At 40.0% G+C, this 16,546-nt stretch carries 14 protein-coding genes; 8 read left to right on the forward strand and 6 right to left on the reverse strand.

The features are described 5' to 3' along the window. Positions 1-412: 412 nt before the first annotated feature. Positions 413-1,567 carry an IscS subfamily cysteine desulfurase gene (locus tag A33I_RS18750; RefSeq protein WP_022629852.1) on the reverse strand — a complete coding sequence of 385 codons (1,155 nt, stop codon included), beginning with the start codon at positions 1,565-1,567 and terminating at the stop codon, positions 413-415. Positions 1,568-1,653: 86 nt separating this feature from the next. Here A33I_RS18750 and nadB point away from each other — a divergent pair, with 86 nt between their 5' ends. The 4 genes from nadB to A33I_RS18770 all read left to right on the forward strand — a co-directional run bounded on the left by nadB (position 1,654) and on the right by A33I_RS18770 (position 6,701). Continuing rightward, positions 1,654-3,240 carry an L-aspartate oxidase gene (nadB, locus tag A33I_RS18755; protein ID WP_022629853.1) on the forward strand — a complete coding sequence of 529 codons (1,587 nt, stop codon included), beginning with the start codon at positions 1,654-1,656 and terminating at the stop codon, positions 3,238-3,240. Beyond that, positions 3,237-4,091, forward strand: coding sequence for a carboxylating nicotinate-nucleotide diphosphorylase (gene nadC / locus A33I_RS18760; protein WP_031311870.1), 855 nt, complete (start codon positions 3,237-3,239; stop codon positions 4,089-4,091). The genes nadB and nadC overlap by 4 nt, the downstream gene beginning before the upstream one ends. Position 4,092: 1 nt before the next feature. Beyond that, on the forward strand, positions 4,093-5,190 hold the full coding sequence (gene nadA, locus A33I_RS18765; RefSeq protein WP_031311872.1) for a quinolinate synthase NadA: 1,098 nt from the start codon (positions 4,093-4,095) through the stop codon (positions 5,188-5,190). A 152-nt stretch (positions 5,191-5,342) separates the two neighbouring features. Next, positions 5,343-6,701: an MATE family efflux transporter gene (locus A33I_RS18770; RefSeq protein ID WP_022629856.1), complete on the forward strand. Its 1,359-nt coding sequence runs from the start codon at positions 5,343-5,345 to the stop codon at positions 6,699-6,701. Positions 6,702-6,978: 277 nt separating this feature from the next. Here A33I_RS18770 and A33I_RS18775 read toward each other — a convergent pair whose 3' ends face one another. Together A33I_RS18775 and A33I_RS21150 are read right to left on the reverse strand one after the other, a co-directional pair. Continuing rightward, a complete protein-coding gene (locus tag A33I_RS18775; RefSeq protein ID WP_012957520.1) occupies positions 6,979-7,230 on the reverse strand; it encodes a hypothetical protein in 252 nt (83 codons plus the stop codon). Positions 7,231-7,289: 59 nt separating this feature from the next. Next, complete coding sequence (locus A33I_RS21150) at positions 7,290-7,427, reverse strand: hypothetical protein (RefSeq protein WP_012957521.1); 138 nt, start codon at positions 7,425-7,427, stop codon at positions 7,290-7,292. A gap of 121 nt (positions 7,428-7,548) precedes the next feature. Between A33I_RS21150 and rnhA the strand changes: the two genes are divergently transcribed. The 4 genes from rnhA to A33I_RS18795 all read left to right on the forward strand — a co-directional run bounded on the left by rnhA (position 7,549) and on the right by A33I_RS18795 (position 12,784). Beyond that, on the forward strand, positions 7,549-8,193 hold the full coding sequence (gene rnhA, locus A33I_RS18780; RefSeq protein ID WP_031311874.1) for a ribonuclease H: 645 nt from the start codon (positions 7,549-7,551) through the stop codon (positions 8,191-8,193). Positions 8,194-8,244: 51 nt separating this feature from the next. Further along, positions 8,245-9,606, forward strand: a complete 1,362-nt coding sequence (locus A33I_RS18785) for an aldehyde dehydrogenase (RefSeq protein ID WP_022629858.1) — start codon at positions 8,245-8,247, stop codon at positions 9,604-9,606. 48 nt (positions 9,607-9,654) lie between these two features. Beyond that, positions 9,655-10,974 carry a lysine N(6)-hydroxylase/L-ornithine N(5)-oxygenase family protein gene (locus tag A33I_RS18790; RefSeq protein WP_022629859.1) on the forward strand — a complete coding sequence of 440 codons (1,320 nt, stop codon included), beginning with the start codon at positions 9,655-9,657 and terminating at the stop codon, positions 10,972-10,974. A 352-nt stretch (positions 10,975-11,326) separates the two neighbouring features. Further along, positions 11,327-12,784 (forward strand): catalase, encoded by a 1,458-nt coding sequence (locus tag A33I_RS18795; protein ID WP_022629860.1) that lies wholly within the window; start codon positions 11,327-11,329, stop codon positions 12,782-12,784. Between the two features lie 36 nt (positions 12,785-12,820). On the opposite strand, the gene A33I_RS18800 is transcribed toward A33I_RS18795, so the two are convergent. From A33I_RS18800 to A33I_RS18810, 3 genes are read right to left on the reverse strand one after another with little or no spacing between them, the layout of a single operon-like run. Further along, positions 12,821-13,945, reverse strand: coding sequence for a Ger(x)C family spore germination protein (locus A33I_RS18800; protein WP_022629861.1), 1,125 nt, complete (start codon positions 13,943-13,945; stop codon positions 12,821-12,823). Beyond that, positions 13,942-15,396: a spore germination protein gene (locus A33I_RS18805; protein WP_022629862.1), complete on the reverse strand. Its 1,455-nt coding sequence runs from the start codon at positions 15,394-15,396 to the stop codon at positions 13,942-13,944. The genes A33I_RS18800 and A33I_RS18805 overlap by 4 nt, the downstream gene beginning before the upstream one ends. Continuing rightward, entirely contained in the window at positions 15,393-16,481 is a 1,089-nt protein-coding gene (locus A33I_RS18810) for an endospore germination permease (protein WP_022629863.1), read from the reverse strand. The genes A33I_RS18805 and A33I_RS18810 overlap by 4 nt, the downstream gene beginning before the upstream one ends. Positions 16,482-16,546: the final 65 nt, after the last annotated feature.

Consider the following 16,546-nt stretch of genomic DNA (forward strand, 5'->3'; position numbering starts at 1 on the left):
GAAAAAGAGAGTGGTTGGTCGAATAAATTCGACCAACCACTCTCAGAAAACAAAAGGACTTTTTCAGTGGCCTCCTCTAGGCAGCGCAGGAGTCTTCACATATTTCATCCGCTATGTTACTTGCTTCGTCCATTTATTTAGTGGAACGATTTAGTTATGTACCATTTCAAATTATACGAATGCAGACATTATTAGGTTAATCTGCTAAGATCACTGAACTGCTCCTTATAAAAATGGGAGCAACTTAACCAAATCCCTTCCTCCGTTGATTGGAGCGGAAGGCGCCGACTCCTGCGGGATGTGCGTGACCAGGAAGACCCCAAAGGAGCAAAGCGACGAGGAGGCTTCCGGACCGCCCGCGGAAAGCGAGTGCCTGGAGCGGAAATCAACAACTACTGCAGGGAGAGACTAGTTAACCCACCTTCCTTTTTCGAAATTCGTTAACAATTTCAATGATTTTATTTGCCGTATAGGATATTTGTTCGCTGGTCGTACTTTTGCCTAGAGAAATGCGAAAATAGCGGTTAATTTCCTGTTCGGTTTTTTGTAATGCAATCATTGTTTTTGAGGGGGTTTGACTTCCTGTTTGACAGGCTGTGCCAGTAGAGATCTGAATATGGTGCCGGTCAAGCATCTGCATCATCCATTGACCTTCAATGCCCTCTATCGAAAGTCCGATGATTGAAGGGAGCTGCCTATCTTTTGCTGTACTCCCCTCAACTTTAAATGAAATGCCTGCGTTAAACAGTGCAGATAATAATTGCTCTCTAAGCTTCCAAAAATGATCAAGCTGCTGACTAAGCGTTTCCTGAATCTCCAGTGCAGCTGTAGTGAAGGCAGCTATTCCAGGCAGGTCAATCGTTCCTTGCCTAAATCCATTTTGATGATGAGTGAAGGGAAGAGTCGGACTCCAAGCGGTTTGTTTGTTGATGTAAGCAGCACCGACTCCTTTAGGGCCGTAAATTTTATGACTGGCCACTGAAATGGCATCAAGCTGGTACCGACGGACATTAAGCGGAAGCTTTCCGAAAGATTGCACACAATCACTATGGAAAATGATATTCTTCTCTTTCAATATGGCTCCAATCTCTTTAAGCGGTTGAATGGAACCTGTTTCTGAATTGACGTGCTGAATCGAAGCTAAAACCGTATCGCTTCGAATGGATTCTTTAAGCTCGGTAATAGATATCAAGCCCTCACTTGAAACAGGTAAGTACGTAACTTCCACTCTTTGCTCTTCTAGCTTTTGAAAAAAGGATAAGACAGAAGGGTGTTCAATAGAGGAAGTGATCACATGATTTCCTCTTGTTTTAATAGATTTGAATAAACTTTCTAATAGTAATTGATTTGCCTCAGAACCGCTCCCAGTAAAGTAGATTTCAGGCCCCTCGCAACCAAGAAGTTCTCCCATTTCTTTTTTACATATCTCAAATAAATGCCTTGCCTCTTCACCCTCTTCATGAAGGCTCTGGGTGTTGGCAAAATAATGTTCACTCGCACGAATCCATGCACCGATCACTGATTTTGAAATAGGGGTCGTTGCGGCATGGTCTAAATAGATCAACATCCTCACTCCTGTTAGTTAAGTCTTGTCTTTAGTTTAATTTTATGTAAATATAGGTGTCAAGACACATGTAAAGAATGGGTGGTTGCATGTTGAAAACAGATGTACTAATCATTGGCGGAGGACTGGCAGCCGTCGTATGTGCATTGAAGCTCGTTGACCGCTACGAAGTAACGATAGCTATGAAAGGGTCGATTGAGAGCGGCAATTCATGGAGGGCTCAAGGAGGGATTGCAGCAGCACTTTCATCTTTAGATCATCCATTTGTTCACTATAAAGACACGATGAAGGCTGGTTGTTATCAAAATAATAAGCAGCTAGTAGAAATGCTTGTCAAAGAAGGGCCAAGGCGGCTGAGAGGTTGGATGAAAGAAGGACTCAACTTTGATCAAACGATGGATGGAGAGCTTCTCTTCGGTCAAGAAGGAGCCCATTCGATCCGGCGTATCGTACATAACCAAGGGGATCAGACAGGGAAAGTCTGCATGACTTATTTTTGGAGTAAACTGCAGCAGAAAAAGGTCCGTATTCTATCACATTATCAAGCGATTGATCTAATTATAGAGAATGAGGTTTGTGATGGTGCCTGGTTTAAGAATAAGCAAAATGAATTAATAGAAGTCAGAGCCTCTGCAACAATTCTAGCAACAGGTGGAATTGGAGGATTATACGAAGCGACAACGAATGATCCGTCTTTAATAGGCGAAGGTTTAGTAATGGCTTATAGAGCGGGTGCTATTTTGAGAGATTTAGAGTTTATTCAGTTCCATCCTACGCTCATTTATTCACAAGGAAGGACTGCGGGATTAGCATCAGAGGCTTTAAGAGGAGAAGGAGCTCGGCTTGTAGATCAAGAGGGTACTCCTATTATGGATGGAAGAGACGACCGTGGTGACCTTGCCCCAAGAGATGTGGTGGCACGGGTAATTTACGAGTATACAAAAAAAGAGGAGCCCATTTTCTTAGATATTTCACCCATTCCTAACTTTAAAGATAAATTTCCTCAGATTACCAGCTTGTGTAATCAAGCTCAAGTTGATTTAGAAAAGCAGCGTATTCCTGTATGTCCAGGCGCTCATTTCCATATGGGGGGAGTGGAGACGAATGCGAACGGGGCCGCTTCTATTGCAAACTTATATGCGGTAGGAGAAGTGAGCGGGAATAATGTTCACGGGGCAAATAGGCTCGCAAGCAATTCTTTGTTAGAAGCTCTTGTATTCGGTGAACGTTTAGGAGAATTTCTTTTAAGCCAACCGCTTAAAAGAGAGCTGACTAGTGACGATGATCGATATATTCGTGCTGAGAAAGTCGATGACCCTTCTGCTTTGCCTTCTAAAAATGAGTTAAAACGTAAAGTGACACAAGCTTTAGGCATTACCCGCACCAGCCACGATCTAGAACAGTTACTTTCATGGTTAGGCGGCTTTAGACAGTTTGATCAAGACGTATACAGTCGGGTGAATTGGACGAGAGAACAAATTGAAATAGACACGATGTGTACGGCTGCAATGCTCATTGCCAAGTCTGCACTAGCACGAAAAGAGAGCTTAGGAGCCCATTTTCGAAATGATTCACAAGAGATAGGCAGGATGCCAATGAACCCCCAAGCTATGATGCAGGCAAGAGGCGATATATGGGCAAAACCTGTGAAAGAGAAGGAGAGGGTGTTGAAGTGAACAAACTTATGTTAAGGGAGCAATTAATTCAGTTTTTTTCTGAAGATATCGGACATGGAGACCTAACATCAGAAGCTATCTTTGATAATGAAAAAGGTAAGGCTTATTTTCTGGCAAAGGATGAAGGGATTTTTTGTGGAGAAGAGGTTATTTTTTCTTCATATCAGTTATTCGATCCTGCTATCGAGGTGATTATGCATAAGAACGACGGGGATGCAGTCAGGGGTGGCGAGATAATCTGTGAAGTCTATGGCAAAGCTCGTGATCTATTCACCTCTGAGCGAGTGATCTTAAATATCATTCAGCGGCTTTCAGGAATTGCCACAGAAACGAACAAAGCAGTTAAGAAAGTGGAAGGAACATCGATTCGAATTTGTGATACACGAAAAACAACACCAGGTCTACGGATGCTAGAAAAATACGCGGTAACATGCGGCGGCGGGTTTAATCACCGTTTTGGGCTGCATGATGCTGTGTTAATAAAAGACAATCATATTGCTCAATGCGGAGGAGATTTAGATACTGCCGTGAAACGAGTAAAAGAGAAGCTCGGCCATATGGTGAAAGTTGAAGTAGAGGTTGAGTCGTGTGAAGAGGTAAAGAGAGCCGTTGCATCACACGTAGATGTGATTATGTTTGATAACTGTTCTCCAACTGAAGCAAAAGAATGGCGAAAGCTTGTTCCTGATTCCATAGTGGTCGAATTATCAGGAGGGATTACGCTTCATCAATTAGAAGAGTATGTTCACACAGGGGTAGACTATATTTCGATGGGGGCCCTGACGCATTCGGTTAAGGCGTTAGATATCAGCCTGGATGTTTTAGTGAAAGAAGGTGTGTCCCATGCTTAAGATGGATCTTTTTTCAAAAGCAGGTCCAACAATCCCAGCGTATTACAAACAAATGAGTGACCAAGATTTAATAAAAAGAGCTGCCTATATAAAAAGTGAGCTCGGTGATACGTTGTTTATTCCTGGTCATCATTACCAAAAAGATGAAGTCATTCAATTTGCTGATGTGACAGGTGATTCCCTGCAGCTTGCAAGGCTGTCTGCTTCCAACCAGACAGCACGCTACATTGTGTTTTGCGGGGTTCATTTTATGGCAGAAACAGCAGATATCTTAACGGATGACGAACAAACAGTCATTCTCCCTGACATGCGGGCGGGCTGTTCAATGGCCGACATGGCAACAAAAGAGCAGACAGAAGCTGCATGGGAAAAGTTGACCGACGAATTTGGAGACACGATAATCCCGTTAACCTATGTGAATTCTTCGGCTGAAATAAAAGCATTTGTTGGCAGGAACGGGGGAGCGACGGTAACCTCTTCTAATGCAAAAGCGATGCTTGAATGGGCTTTTACAAAAAAGAAACGCATATTATTTCTGCCTGATCAGCACTTAGGGAGGAATACGGCATATGAACTTGGGATTCCTCTTGATGAGATGGTCATATGGAATCAACTAACTGAGGAAGTAGAAGGATCTTGTAAGAAGGATAAAGTGAAAATGATTTTATGGAAGGGACACTGTTCAGTTCATGAAAAGTTCCGCCTAGAACATGTAAACAAGATAAGAGCAGAAGAGCCTGAACGTAAAATCATTGTTCATCCGGAGTGTACATGGGATGTGGTTAATGCGAGTGATGATGCAGGTTCCACAAAGTATATCATTGATCAAATCAAAGCGGCTCCAACAGGGACAAAGTGGGCAATCGGAACGGAAATGAATCTAGTGAATCGATTAATGAACACACATCCAGATCAGTCAATCCGCTCACTTAATCCTGATATGTGCCCGTGTTTAACAATGAACCGGATTGATCTTCCTCATTTTGTATGGACGCTTGAACAAATAGCAGAAGGACAGCCTGTAAATGTTATAACAGTAGACGAAGAAACAGCCCAATCGGCTAAACTGGCTATTGAGCGTATGTTCACTTGTGTATAAATACATTAAGGAAAGCTGCAGACTAAACGAGTCTGCAGCTTTTTTGTCAGTGATTTTTTTAGTGAAACGAAAGATTTATGATTAACCTTTATGTAAGAAGCGTGATATAATGGCATAGTTTTATACAAGAAGGGGTGGCAAGGAGGAGTAAGATGAGAGAAACAAAAACATTAAAAGAGAAGCTTCAGCTGTTCCTTGTTGTTATGATGCCGATTCTCATTACACAATTAGGGCTGTATGCCATGAACTTTTTTGATACCACAATGTCCGGTCAGGCTGGTGCTGAAGATTTAGCCGGTGTGGCCATTGGTTCGAGTTTATGGGTGCCCGTATTTACTGGGTTAAGTGGTGTTCTCTTAGCACTGACGCCGATGATCGCTCAAAATATCGGTGCAGGTAATAAAGAGGAAGTGCCGTATACAGTGGTTCAAGGCTTGTATTTATCAATTGCTGTATCAATCGTCATTATTATAGGCGGAGGTCTAGTACTTGAGCCGATCTTAAATCTAATGTCATTAGAAGCAGAAGTGCACCGGGTGGCTTATTATTATTTAGTCGCACTTGGCTTTGGTGTCATACCTTTATTTATGTACACCGTGCTGCGCTGTTTTATTGATTCTCTTGGCCAAACACGTGTGACGATGTTTATTACGCTTTTGTCGCTGCCGATTAACGTGTTCTTTAACTATGTCCTTATTTTTGGTGCCTGGGGCTTTCCGCGCTTAGGAGGGATTGGAGCCGGGGTTGCTTCAACGATCACTTATTGGAGCATACTTGCAATTACGATTTATTTCATTGCTCGCGTACAGCCCTTTTCAACGTACCAGATCTTTAAGAATGTATATAAAATATCATTTGCAAAATGGAAAGAGCTTTTAATTTTAGGGCTGCCTATTGGTTTTACTATTTTCTTTGAAACGAGTATTTTCGCTGCCGTTACGTTATTAATGAGTGAGTTTAATACGGCCACTATTGCAGCACACCAAGCTGCGATTAACTTCGCTTCCTTCCTCTATATGATCCCATTAAGTTTTGCGTTCACTTTAACGATCGCTGTTGGGTATGAGGTAGGCGCTAAACGATTTGATGACGCAAAGCAGTATAGCAAAATGGGGATATGGATGGCGCTCGGCATGGGTGTCATTGCTGGCCTTATTATTTATGTCATGCGAGGACCTGTATCCGGGCTTTATACAAATGATCCGAATGTTGCGCGGTTAATTCAACAGTTCCTTATTTATTCGATTTTCTTCCAATTGTCTGATGCACTTGCTACCCCGATACAAGGGGTGTTACGCGGTCATAAAGATGTTAACATCCCATTTGTAATGGCGTTAGTTTCGTTTTGGCTGATCGGTCTTCCTACAGGATATATACTTGCCAACTACACAGAATTCGGACCGTTTGGATATTGGATCGGCTTGATAACAGGACTTGCCGTATGTGCAGCTGCTTTATTATGGAGATTATATACAGTTGAGAAACGAGCGAAAGTTCAATTAGAGAGGTAAGAGAAAAGGTGAGTGCGCGTTGATTGCGATGGGGCAGGTGGATTGTACGATTTGCGGCTGTATATGTGCCTGTAGGTGAGGTAATCTTGCTTATTCATCGTGTAATTGCATCATTTGCTGAGTCTTATGCGTCAATCTGCTCTAATTGCGCCGATTCAACAGTCTATTGCGTCCCTCTCAGACGAAATTGTATCGTACTATCCATTTATTGCGTCACTTCATTTCATTCTCTTCACCCTAATAAAAATGAGCTGTCCCTAAACCGGGCAGCTCCTATTTAGTTTAATGTGATATGTGAGTCGCGATGCTGATATATTCCATCAAGCTTCTCCCCGATATCTTCTTCAATTTCCTGATTAGAAGGGAGTTCATCATAACTTTCGATAATCGTAAAGCTCTCAAGACAAAGGAGATGATAAGGATACTTCTCTCCTTTATCCTCAATAATCGCATAGAGCTTATTACTCTTCGTACTAACAAGATCCCCAACTTCTTTCACTGAGCGCTTTCGATTAATCGTAATGTTCATGAGTTTACCCTCCTAAACGTTTTTTCAACAGGGTATCCACATTGTATTGATTTTATACGTTATTTCTTTTTCTTTTCGTTGGATTTGTTCCCGCCGTTATCAATCATCTCACTTGCTACTTCCTGATTAAACATACTCTCAGTCGGAGTTTGGTTATTTGTAACTGCTTTATTGTGCTGTTTATTTCGTTTAGTCATGGGTGATGCTCCTTTCATTTTGTGATATGCGCTTGATGTGTAAAAGGTGTTTGATTGTGTAAAAGGTGTTTCATTGTTACTATTTGATTAAATGGAAAACTTATACGAAGAAGGTGTCCCTATGGCAAAAAAGAAATTTTACGTGGTTTGGAATGGACGAAAAAAAGGTATTTTTACGACTTGGGCTGAATGTGAGGCGCAAGTGAAAGGTTTTACAGGAGCTCGTTTTAAATCCTTTCCGACAGAGGCGGAGGCGAAAGCTGCATTTAGCGGCGGCGGGGCGTCTGCATCCTCTAGTTCAAAGACAAAGAGTAAAGCGAGGACTTCCACACAAAAAAAGGAAACCGATGTAATCGCTGAAGTCAATTGGGACAGCATTTCTGTTGATGTTGGATGCCGGGGAAACCCTGGAATTGTTGAGTATAAAGGGGTACATACACAAACGGGAGAAATACTGTTTGCACATGATGAGATTCATATCGGGACAAACAATATGGGAGAATTTTTAGCCATTGTACACGGGCTTGCTTATTTAAAGGAACACGGACTGAACAAGCCGATCTATTCGGATTCTCTAACAGCAATTAAATGGGTAAAACAAAAGAAGGCAAAGTCTACACTTGATCGCAACGAACGGACGGCTTATATTTGGTCGCTTGTCGACCGTGCAGAGAAGTGGCTGCAAGAAAATGAGTATGATACGCCGATCCTAAAATGGCACACAGAAAAATGGGGAGAGATCAAAGCAGACTACGGGCGCAAATAAAGGTATAGTAAGAATGAGATTATGTTATTACATGTTAGGGGGACTTTAGCGATGTTTACGTCTTTACGAGAAAAACAAAAGCATTTCTTCTATACAGGACAGACAAAAGAGTATACCTTTAGAAAAAAACAGTTAGAGCGCTTGAAAGAAGCGATTCAAACAAATGAAGCAGAGCTTTTAGAAGCGTTAAAGCTTGATCTAAATAAAACAAATGAAGAAGCTTTTTTAACAGAGCTTGGACCAACCTATCAAGAAATAAATCATACATTAAAGCATTTAAAAGAATGGATGGAGCCGGAGAAAGTGAAGACACCAGCTTCTCATGTTGGTTCAGTTGGGAAAATACATTATGAACCTTACGGAGTGGCGTTAATCATTGCCCCTTGGAATTATCCACTCCAATTAGCCCTTTCACCACTAGTGGGGGCCATATCTGCAGGGAACTGTGCGATCGTCAAACCATCAGAATTAACTCCGCACACATCAAAAGCAATAGCAAAGCTCCTAGATCAAACCTTTGATGAGGCTTATATTAAAACCGTTGAAGGGGCCGTCGATGTCAGCCAGGCTTTGTTAAAAGAGCCGTTTGATTATATTTTCTTTACGGGAAGTGTTGGTGTCGGAAAGATTGTCATGGAAGCTGCTTCAAAGAACTTGACTCCTATTACCTTAGAGCTTGGTGGGAAGAGTCCTGCTATAGTTCATGAAGATGCGAAGCTTGATCTTGCTGCTAAACGAATTGCGTGGGGTAAATTTCTTAATGCAGGGCAGACCTGTGTAGCTCCTGATTATGTTCTTGTTCATGAGAAAGTCTATCCAGCCTTTCTGAAAAAGGTTAAGAAGCATACGAAAGCGTTATTTGATGAGGCTTTGCTTAAAGGAACCTATCCTCAAGTGGTCAGCGGACGCCATCTAGAGCGGTTAGCTGGATTCCTCTCAGATGGGCAGGTCGAACTTGGCGGGCAGTACAATAAGGAATCACGCACTTTAACACCGACCATTCTAACAGAAGTAAATTGGGAAGCGTCTATCATGCAGGAAGAGATTTTTGGACCGATCCTTCCTATTTTTACGTATCAATCGTTGGAGGAGGTATTAGATAAAGTAAGAGACAAAGCGAATCCACTTGCCTTATACGTATTTACTGAAAATAAAAAAGTTGAGGCGCTGATTACACAAAACTTGTCCTTTGGCGGCGGATGTATTAATGATACGGTCATGCATTTAGCTACCCCTTATCTGCCTTTTGGCGGTGTAGGAGAGAGCGGGACGGGTGCATACCATGGGGTAGAAAGCTTCCGCACCTTCTCTCATCGGAAGAGCATTTTAAAGCAATCAACGAAGGTGGATTTGCCTCTTAGATATAAACAAGGGAAACTAACAATGAAAGTATTGCGTAAATTATTTAATTAACCAAGTAAGAATTCAGTGTTTAAATAAGAAGATAGGCAGGGGAACTAGATGAAAGACAGTCATTATGATGTGATAGGGGTCGGTATAGGGCCGTTTAATTTGGGTCTGGCTGCATTACTTGAAGAAAACACTGAACTAAAAGCGGCATTTTTTGATAAAACAGAAGTGTTTCAATGGCATCCTGGTATGCTGCTTGAGCAGTCGGATCTTCAAGTCCCTTTCTTAGCAGATCTCGTCACATTAGCAGATCCGACAAGCAAGTACAGTTTTCTTAACTACCTGCATGTGCATAACCGGATGTATCAGTTTTATTTCTTTAAACGCTTTGATGTACCTAGAGTAGAATATAATGACTATTGTCAGTGGGTCGTATCAGATCTGTCCACGCTTCATTTTGGGAAAATGGTCACATCAGTGGAGTACGATCGTGATTATAAGCTTTACAATATTGAGGTCCAAGATGTACAGACGGGTAAAATGACCTCCTATACAGCAACTCATATTGTTATCGGTACGGGGAGCACTCCGCTTATCCCCTCTCCAATCGATGAGAAATTAAATGAAGATGTCATTCATACGAGCCGCTATAAGCATTATGAAAAAGAATTTAAAGAATCAAGAAGTGTGACAGTTGTAGGGTCTGGGCAAAGTGCGGCAGAAGTATTCTATGATCTGCTGTTTACTCAGCGGGAAAATAACTACCAATTAACATGGTTTACACGTTCGCCAGGCTTCTTTCAGCTTGAATCAGGGAAACTTGGACAAGAGGTATTCTCACCAGATTATGTCCAGTATTTTCATGAGCTTTCTTACGAAAAAAGAAAAGATGCTTTGCCGATGCTTGGCGGGCTGCGTAATGGCGTAGAAGCAGAAACTCTACATGCGATTTATGATCTGCTGTACCACCGTTCTATTAGAAGAGAAGACCCGGCAGTAACGATCCAGGCGATGACTTCAGTGAATGATGTCATCAAAAAAGAGCCGATGAAATATGAGTTAATGTGCGAGCAATGGCAGCAAGAAGAAGAATTTACACATGAAACAGAGAAAGTTGTATTTGCTACTGGGTATAAACCGCATCTGCCGGATTGGCTTCTCGATATGAAAGGTGAATTTAAGTGGGAAAGCGAGAAAGAATTTGCTGTAACAAATGATTATCGTCTCCAGTTCAAAGATGAACGTGAAAATCATTTGTTTGTTCTTACGAATCTTGAACATTCGCATGGTGCAAGTGCAACGAACCTAGCTTTATCTGTTCGTAGAAATCAAACGATTATCAATACCATTACAGGCAATGAGATTTTCTCTCTTAATAACGATACGGTTTTTCAACAATTTGATCGGAAAAATGAAGGATCACAGCCTTAGGCTGTGATCCTTTTTTACGTTCTGTTAAGTGGAGTAGTTATCAATAATATTGACTGATTGATAAAGTGAGTTAAATAGATTAATGAATAGGAGGTTGTTTCAACTATCCACCAAGCCATTTAGCTAGAAGAAAGAAGAGGATATTTATTAATGTTAATTATTTAATTAAAATTATTATTAATAAGTGTTGACATTGAGGTTTACTCTGAGTACAATGATAACTGTAATCAATTAATAATTATTATAAATAAGTAGTTATTATTACAATGGCTTCTGAAAAAGAAGAAAAAAGAAATAAAAGTTAAATATATGATCTTTATTTAATCAGGTTCAATTAGGAGGAATTGCAACGATGAAAAAATTATCGACAAACCAAGGTGCCCCAATTTATGACAACCAAAATTCTCGTACAGCCGGTCAACGCGGTCCGACGCTGCTTGAGGATTATCAATTGATTGAAAAGCTTGCTCATTTCGATCGTGAGCGTATTCCTGAGCGTGTCGTTCATGCTCGCGGTGCAGGAGCTCATGGTGTATTTAAAGTAACAAACAGTCTAAAACGTTTCTCTAAAGCTGCTGTATTTCAAGAAGGAGCCCAAACAGCTGTATTCGCTCGTTTCTCAACCGTAATACACGGTCAGCATTCACCTGAAACATTACGTGACCCGCGTGGATTTGCGGTAAAATTTTATACTGAAGAAGGAAACTGGGACTTTGTAGGGAATAATTTGCCGGTGTTCTTTATACGAGATGCAATGAAATTCCCTGACATGGTTCATTCATTGAAGCCAGACCCACGTACAAATCGTCAAGATCCAGACCGTTACTGGGATTTTATGACGCTTCGTCCTGAGTCTACAAATATGTTAACCCACTTGTTCTCTGATGAAGGTATTCCAGCTAGTTACCGCCACATGCGCGGGTCAAGTGTTCATGCATTTAAGCTGATTAATGAGTTTGGAAATACCGTCTATGCTAAATTTCGCTGGGTACCAAATCAAGGGGTAAAAAATCTATCAATGGAAGAAGCGGCTGAAATTCAAGCTGAGAACTTCAACCATGCATCACAAGATTTATATGAAGCGATTGAGAATGGGGATTATCCGGAATGGGACCTTTATGTTCAGATTCTAGATCCAGCTGATATGGACAAGTTTGACTTTGATCCGCTTGATGCAACAAAAGATTGGTTTGAAGAAGATATTCCTTATCAATTAGTTGGAACAATGACATTAAATAGAAACCCGGAGAATGTATTTGCTGAAACCGAGCAAGTAGGATTCAACCCTGGTGTGGTGGTTCCTGGTATCGAGCCATCTGAAGATAAACTGCTGCAAGGCCGACTATTCTCATACTCAGATACACAGCGCTACCGCGTGGGACCTAACTATATGCAGCTTCCAATCAACTGCCCGTTTGCCCAAGTAAACAACAACCAGCGTGACGGGGCAATGGCTTTTAAACAGCAGCCAGGTCATATCAATTACGAACCTAACCGTTATGCGGATACACCGAAAGAAGATGGCGCTCATACTGATCCTATGATGCCTGTTCAAGGGATGGCAGGCCGTCAGCCGATTGATAAGCCAAATAACTTTGGTCAAGCAGGTCAAGTGTGGAGACGTTATTCTAAAGAAGAACAGGATGCCGTTATTAAGAATATGACTGCCGATCTTCAAGGAGTAGCAGAACAAACAGTCATGCTTGCAATCTGCAATTTCTACAGAGCCGATGAAGAATTTGGTCAGCGTTTAGCAGATTCACTAGGTAAAGATATTACGCCGTATGTGGAAAAACTAAAGCAAATGTAAAAAAATAAAAGCAAGGAGTGAGCTCACTCCTTGCTTTTATTTTTGAAATTTGTAATTGGTTTTATTTACAGAGTTAAATGGTTTTAATGTAACTTCAATTGTTTCGAATTCAAAGTTATTAGAGGCTTCTTTTATACTTAGCCATTCAGTGTGATTTCGTCTAAAAAGAAAGTCTTCAAATTGGAAAACATCAGCGCCTATTTCCTGCCCCTTAATGATAGAGCTGGAGACTTCCCCTTCAATTGCTTTTTCTACTTTTCGTTTCACTTCATCCATTGTCAGCTCTGTTGAGTTCTCGCGAAGGACACTTGGTATAGTAACTGCTAATGTATAGCTTGTTCCTCCAGCTGATGATGTCTGCTTTATTTTAAAGGTAGGATTATTCAATTCAACGGTCAAAAATATCTCTTCTTCCTTTACATCAAAAAGAGAGCGTTTCGATTCGTTATTGGTTAAAATAAATCCTTTGAGATCGTTAATTGAAAGATACCCCTTATATTGCTTGTCTTTTATGATATGAGCCCCTTCGAAATATGGTACGGATACTCCTGTTAGGTCTTCTTTAATCGCATTATCCTCAATATTAATAGACGGTAGCACAATGGTTTTTGTTGGTTCTTCGTATTCAAGCATAAATTGCTGTAAGAAAAGTGAAGGCACTGAAGAGAGCTGTTCCTGCATATCTTCTGGCTGTGTTAATCTCGAATAGAGGAAAGGGTAATTAAAAATGACTTTACTCGTCAAAATTTCTTGTACAGGTTGATTTGTACTGTAAACCCATGCGGAATAAGGAATAAGAAAATTTTCAGTTAGCATATCTAGTGTTTCGCTTGCTTTTTCCTCAAGTATTGCTTTACCTAAGACAATGTTATATAGATGCTCATAATTTACAGGAAGCTGAATGGTTCGATATATTTCTGAAACAGCATCATCAATGCTTCTTCCGCGACCTACAGCTAACCATAATGGGACTTCTCCGCCCTTTCCTTGCTCAGATTTAGCTACATTACTAAAATCTAAAAATTGCAAAGTGAGTTCAAACTGTTCCTCTTTAAAATCAATCCCCATTGAAATAGCATAGGCGATAGACTGTATTTCTTTACTCTCAAGACACCCGCTTAATATTGTACATAAAAATAGAATGAATAATATTTTTCTCATGACTGCCCTCTAGTTGAATCGTTAGGGTCTAGATCAGGTGCTCGTTTGGTTTGTAAAGGTCTAGGCAGATTGATAAATATGCTGACTAAATCTTTGATTGACTCCATTTTATTGAATATCACATAAGAAGTCCCAAAAGATCTTAGAGAAGCGACGTGAATAGTTAAAGAAAGAAACCCTATAAAAAATCCAAATAATCCGAATCCTGAGCTTAAAAAGAGGATATAAAGCCTGGCAATAAATAAATTTCCTGTAAGTGATTGATTGACTAATGTGAAGCTAGATATGGCTGTGACACCCACAACCACCAGCATGGTCGGTGAAGTAATGCCGCCCCTTATTGCAGCATCTCCAATAATTAATCCACCTAAAACTGCTACTGTTTGACCGACTCCTTTCGGAAGTCTTGCACCAGCCTCTTTAAATAACTCAAACATAATTAACATAATAAGCATTTCTAAAAAGTTGGAAAATGGTAAGCCGCTTCTTGAGACCGATATTGTAGCGATTAATGGAAATGGAAGCTGTCCTATATTATGGGAAGTCAAAGCAGTATAAAAACCTGGAAGGTAAATACTTATCAACAATCCAATGGTACGAATGACCCTCTCTGTAGAAGCAAAGTAAAAACTGCTGCTGCTATCTTCAGCAGTTTTCAATAAAAAAGATAAATTAGCAGGACCGATTAGAGCGGTGGGAGAGCCGTCTACGATCACAGCAAAACGGCCTTGGTTAATTGATTGAGCTACAAAGTCCGGCCGGCCCGTATAATTAATTAAAGGGAATAAAGAAAATATTTGATCTGAAAGAAACTCTCCTAATCCTTCGCTGCTCGTAATAACATCGGTATTAACATTATTTATTCGGTCTTTAATTGTTTTTAATATATTTTCGTTTATGATGTCTGAAACATATAGTAAGGAAACACTTGTGTTAGAACGGGTACCTATAGTGAAATTTTCAACAACAAAACTAGAGGTTTTTAATCGTTTACGAACTAACCCAATATTTACTGAAGCTTGCTCAATAAAACCATCCTTTGGCCCCCTTGTAGAAACTTCTGCAACAGATTCATCTGGAGAACGAGCGGGGATTTTTGCGATATTTAAAAAGAATACATAATCAGATGATGCCTCTTTAGATGCAATATAAAGGTACCCATCATAAAGATATTTACATAATAAATCAAACGAAAAAGATTGTTTCTTTATCGTTGTCAGTTGAACTAATGTCGATAATTCTTCTAAATTAAACTCTCTCTCTTTAAAGTTTAAAAGATTGGAATGCAGGGCGTTATGATCAATTAACGGGTCACAAAACATCAACAGCACGTTCTGATTAGGATAGTCTTTAATCACTATGTCTGAGGAGTTGTGAAACTGTTCAGATAACCAGTCTTTATCCGTATATTGTACATCATTATGAGCAGAGGACGCGTTGTCAGGTGTCATAGCGAAACATTCCTTTCTTTTGATTTTCGATCCGTTATATAAAGGATTAATAGTAAGAAGAGAGTATGAATAACTAAAACAATTAAAGCTATTGGAAAGTAATATTGAAAGGTCCAGTCATAAAAAAGGTAGGGATCTAGCGGTAGAACTGAAATGAGATAAACTAAAAAGAAAATAACATAGATGGTTTTGTTTGTTTGTCGTTTATAACTTTTGAATATATTTACTAGAACAAATAAAAAAAGGCTGATCCGTACAATACCACCTGAGAGCCATTGAAAAGTAGCGAAAAAATCTACATTTGAAAAATACTTCCCGATCGTTAAGATTCTCCATTGTTCATAGGCCGGATACCTGAATAAAGCGGCGTACTCTGGACCAAATTCGACAATGGTACCGACGGTCGGACCTAACATTAGTCCGATAACTAATATCCCGATAATCAGGATACTTTTATACGAGAAGTGTTTACTGAAATGCGAATGAATAAAAAACAAAATGAAAAACTCAATGATTGGTAAGGAAGTATAGATTAATCCTTGTAATGTCGGCATAAACCCATTTTCAAATAACGGGAGCAGTAACTCGTAATGCTTTTTTGGGATATTAGCTGTCGCGACGAAAAAGCCTAAAAAGACAACGAGAGGTAAGAGTAATAAGCTTACATTTCCGATTGTGTTAAAACCTGAACTGACACAGAAAAAACAAAATAAAAGTAGTAATCCATTGATAATCCATATAGACAGATTAGGTGCATAGGTTAATTGACTCCAATAGGCAATATCTTTAATAGTGATGATCACCCCCAGAAAAAGATAAGCTGCAAAAGGGAGAGTGATAACGTAATACCAAACAGGAGACTTTGAATATTTCTTTAGAAAAACAGGGATATCTTTTTTGTAGAGAAGCCGTAAAATTTTATAAATAACAAATGCCCATACCACCCATAAGAAGCTCGTTAAGATAATGCTGATCCATGAATCACGATGAGACACAGATAACAATGCAGGGATCACTTGAACATGCGCAAATAAACCAACAGTTAAAAAGATTATAAAAGCAAGTGTAACAATTCCAAATGGCATATTTCTCTCTCCTTTGATGGTATTATCTTTCCTAGAGAAAGATTTATACATAAATATAAAAAGCC

It is taken from the genome of Alkalihalophilus marmarensis DSM 21297 (assembly GCF_000474275.2).
Lineage (GTDB): Bacteria > Bacillota > Bacilli > Bacillales > Bacillaceae_D > Alkalihalophilus > Alkalihalophilus marmarensis.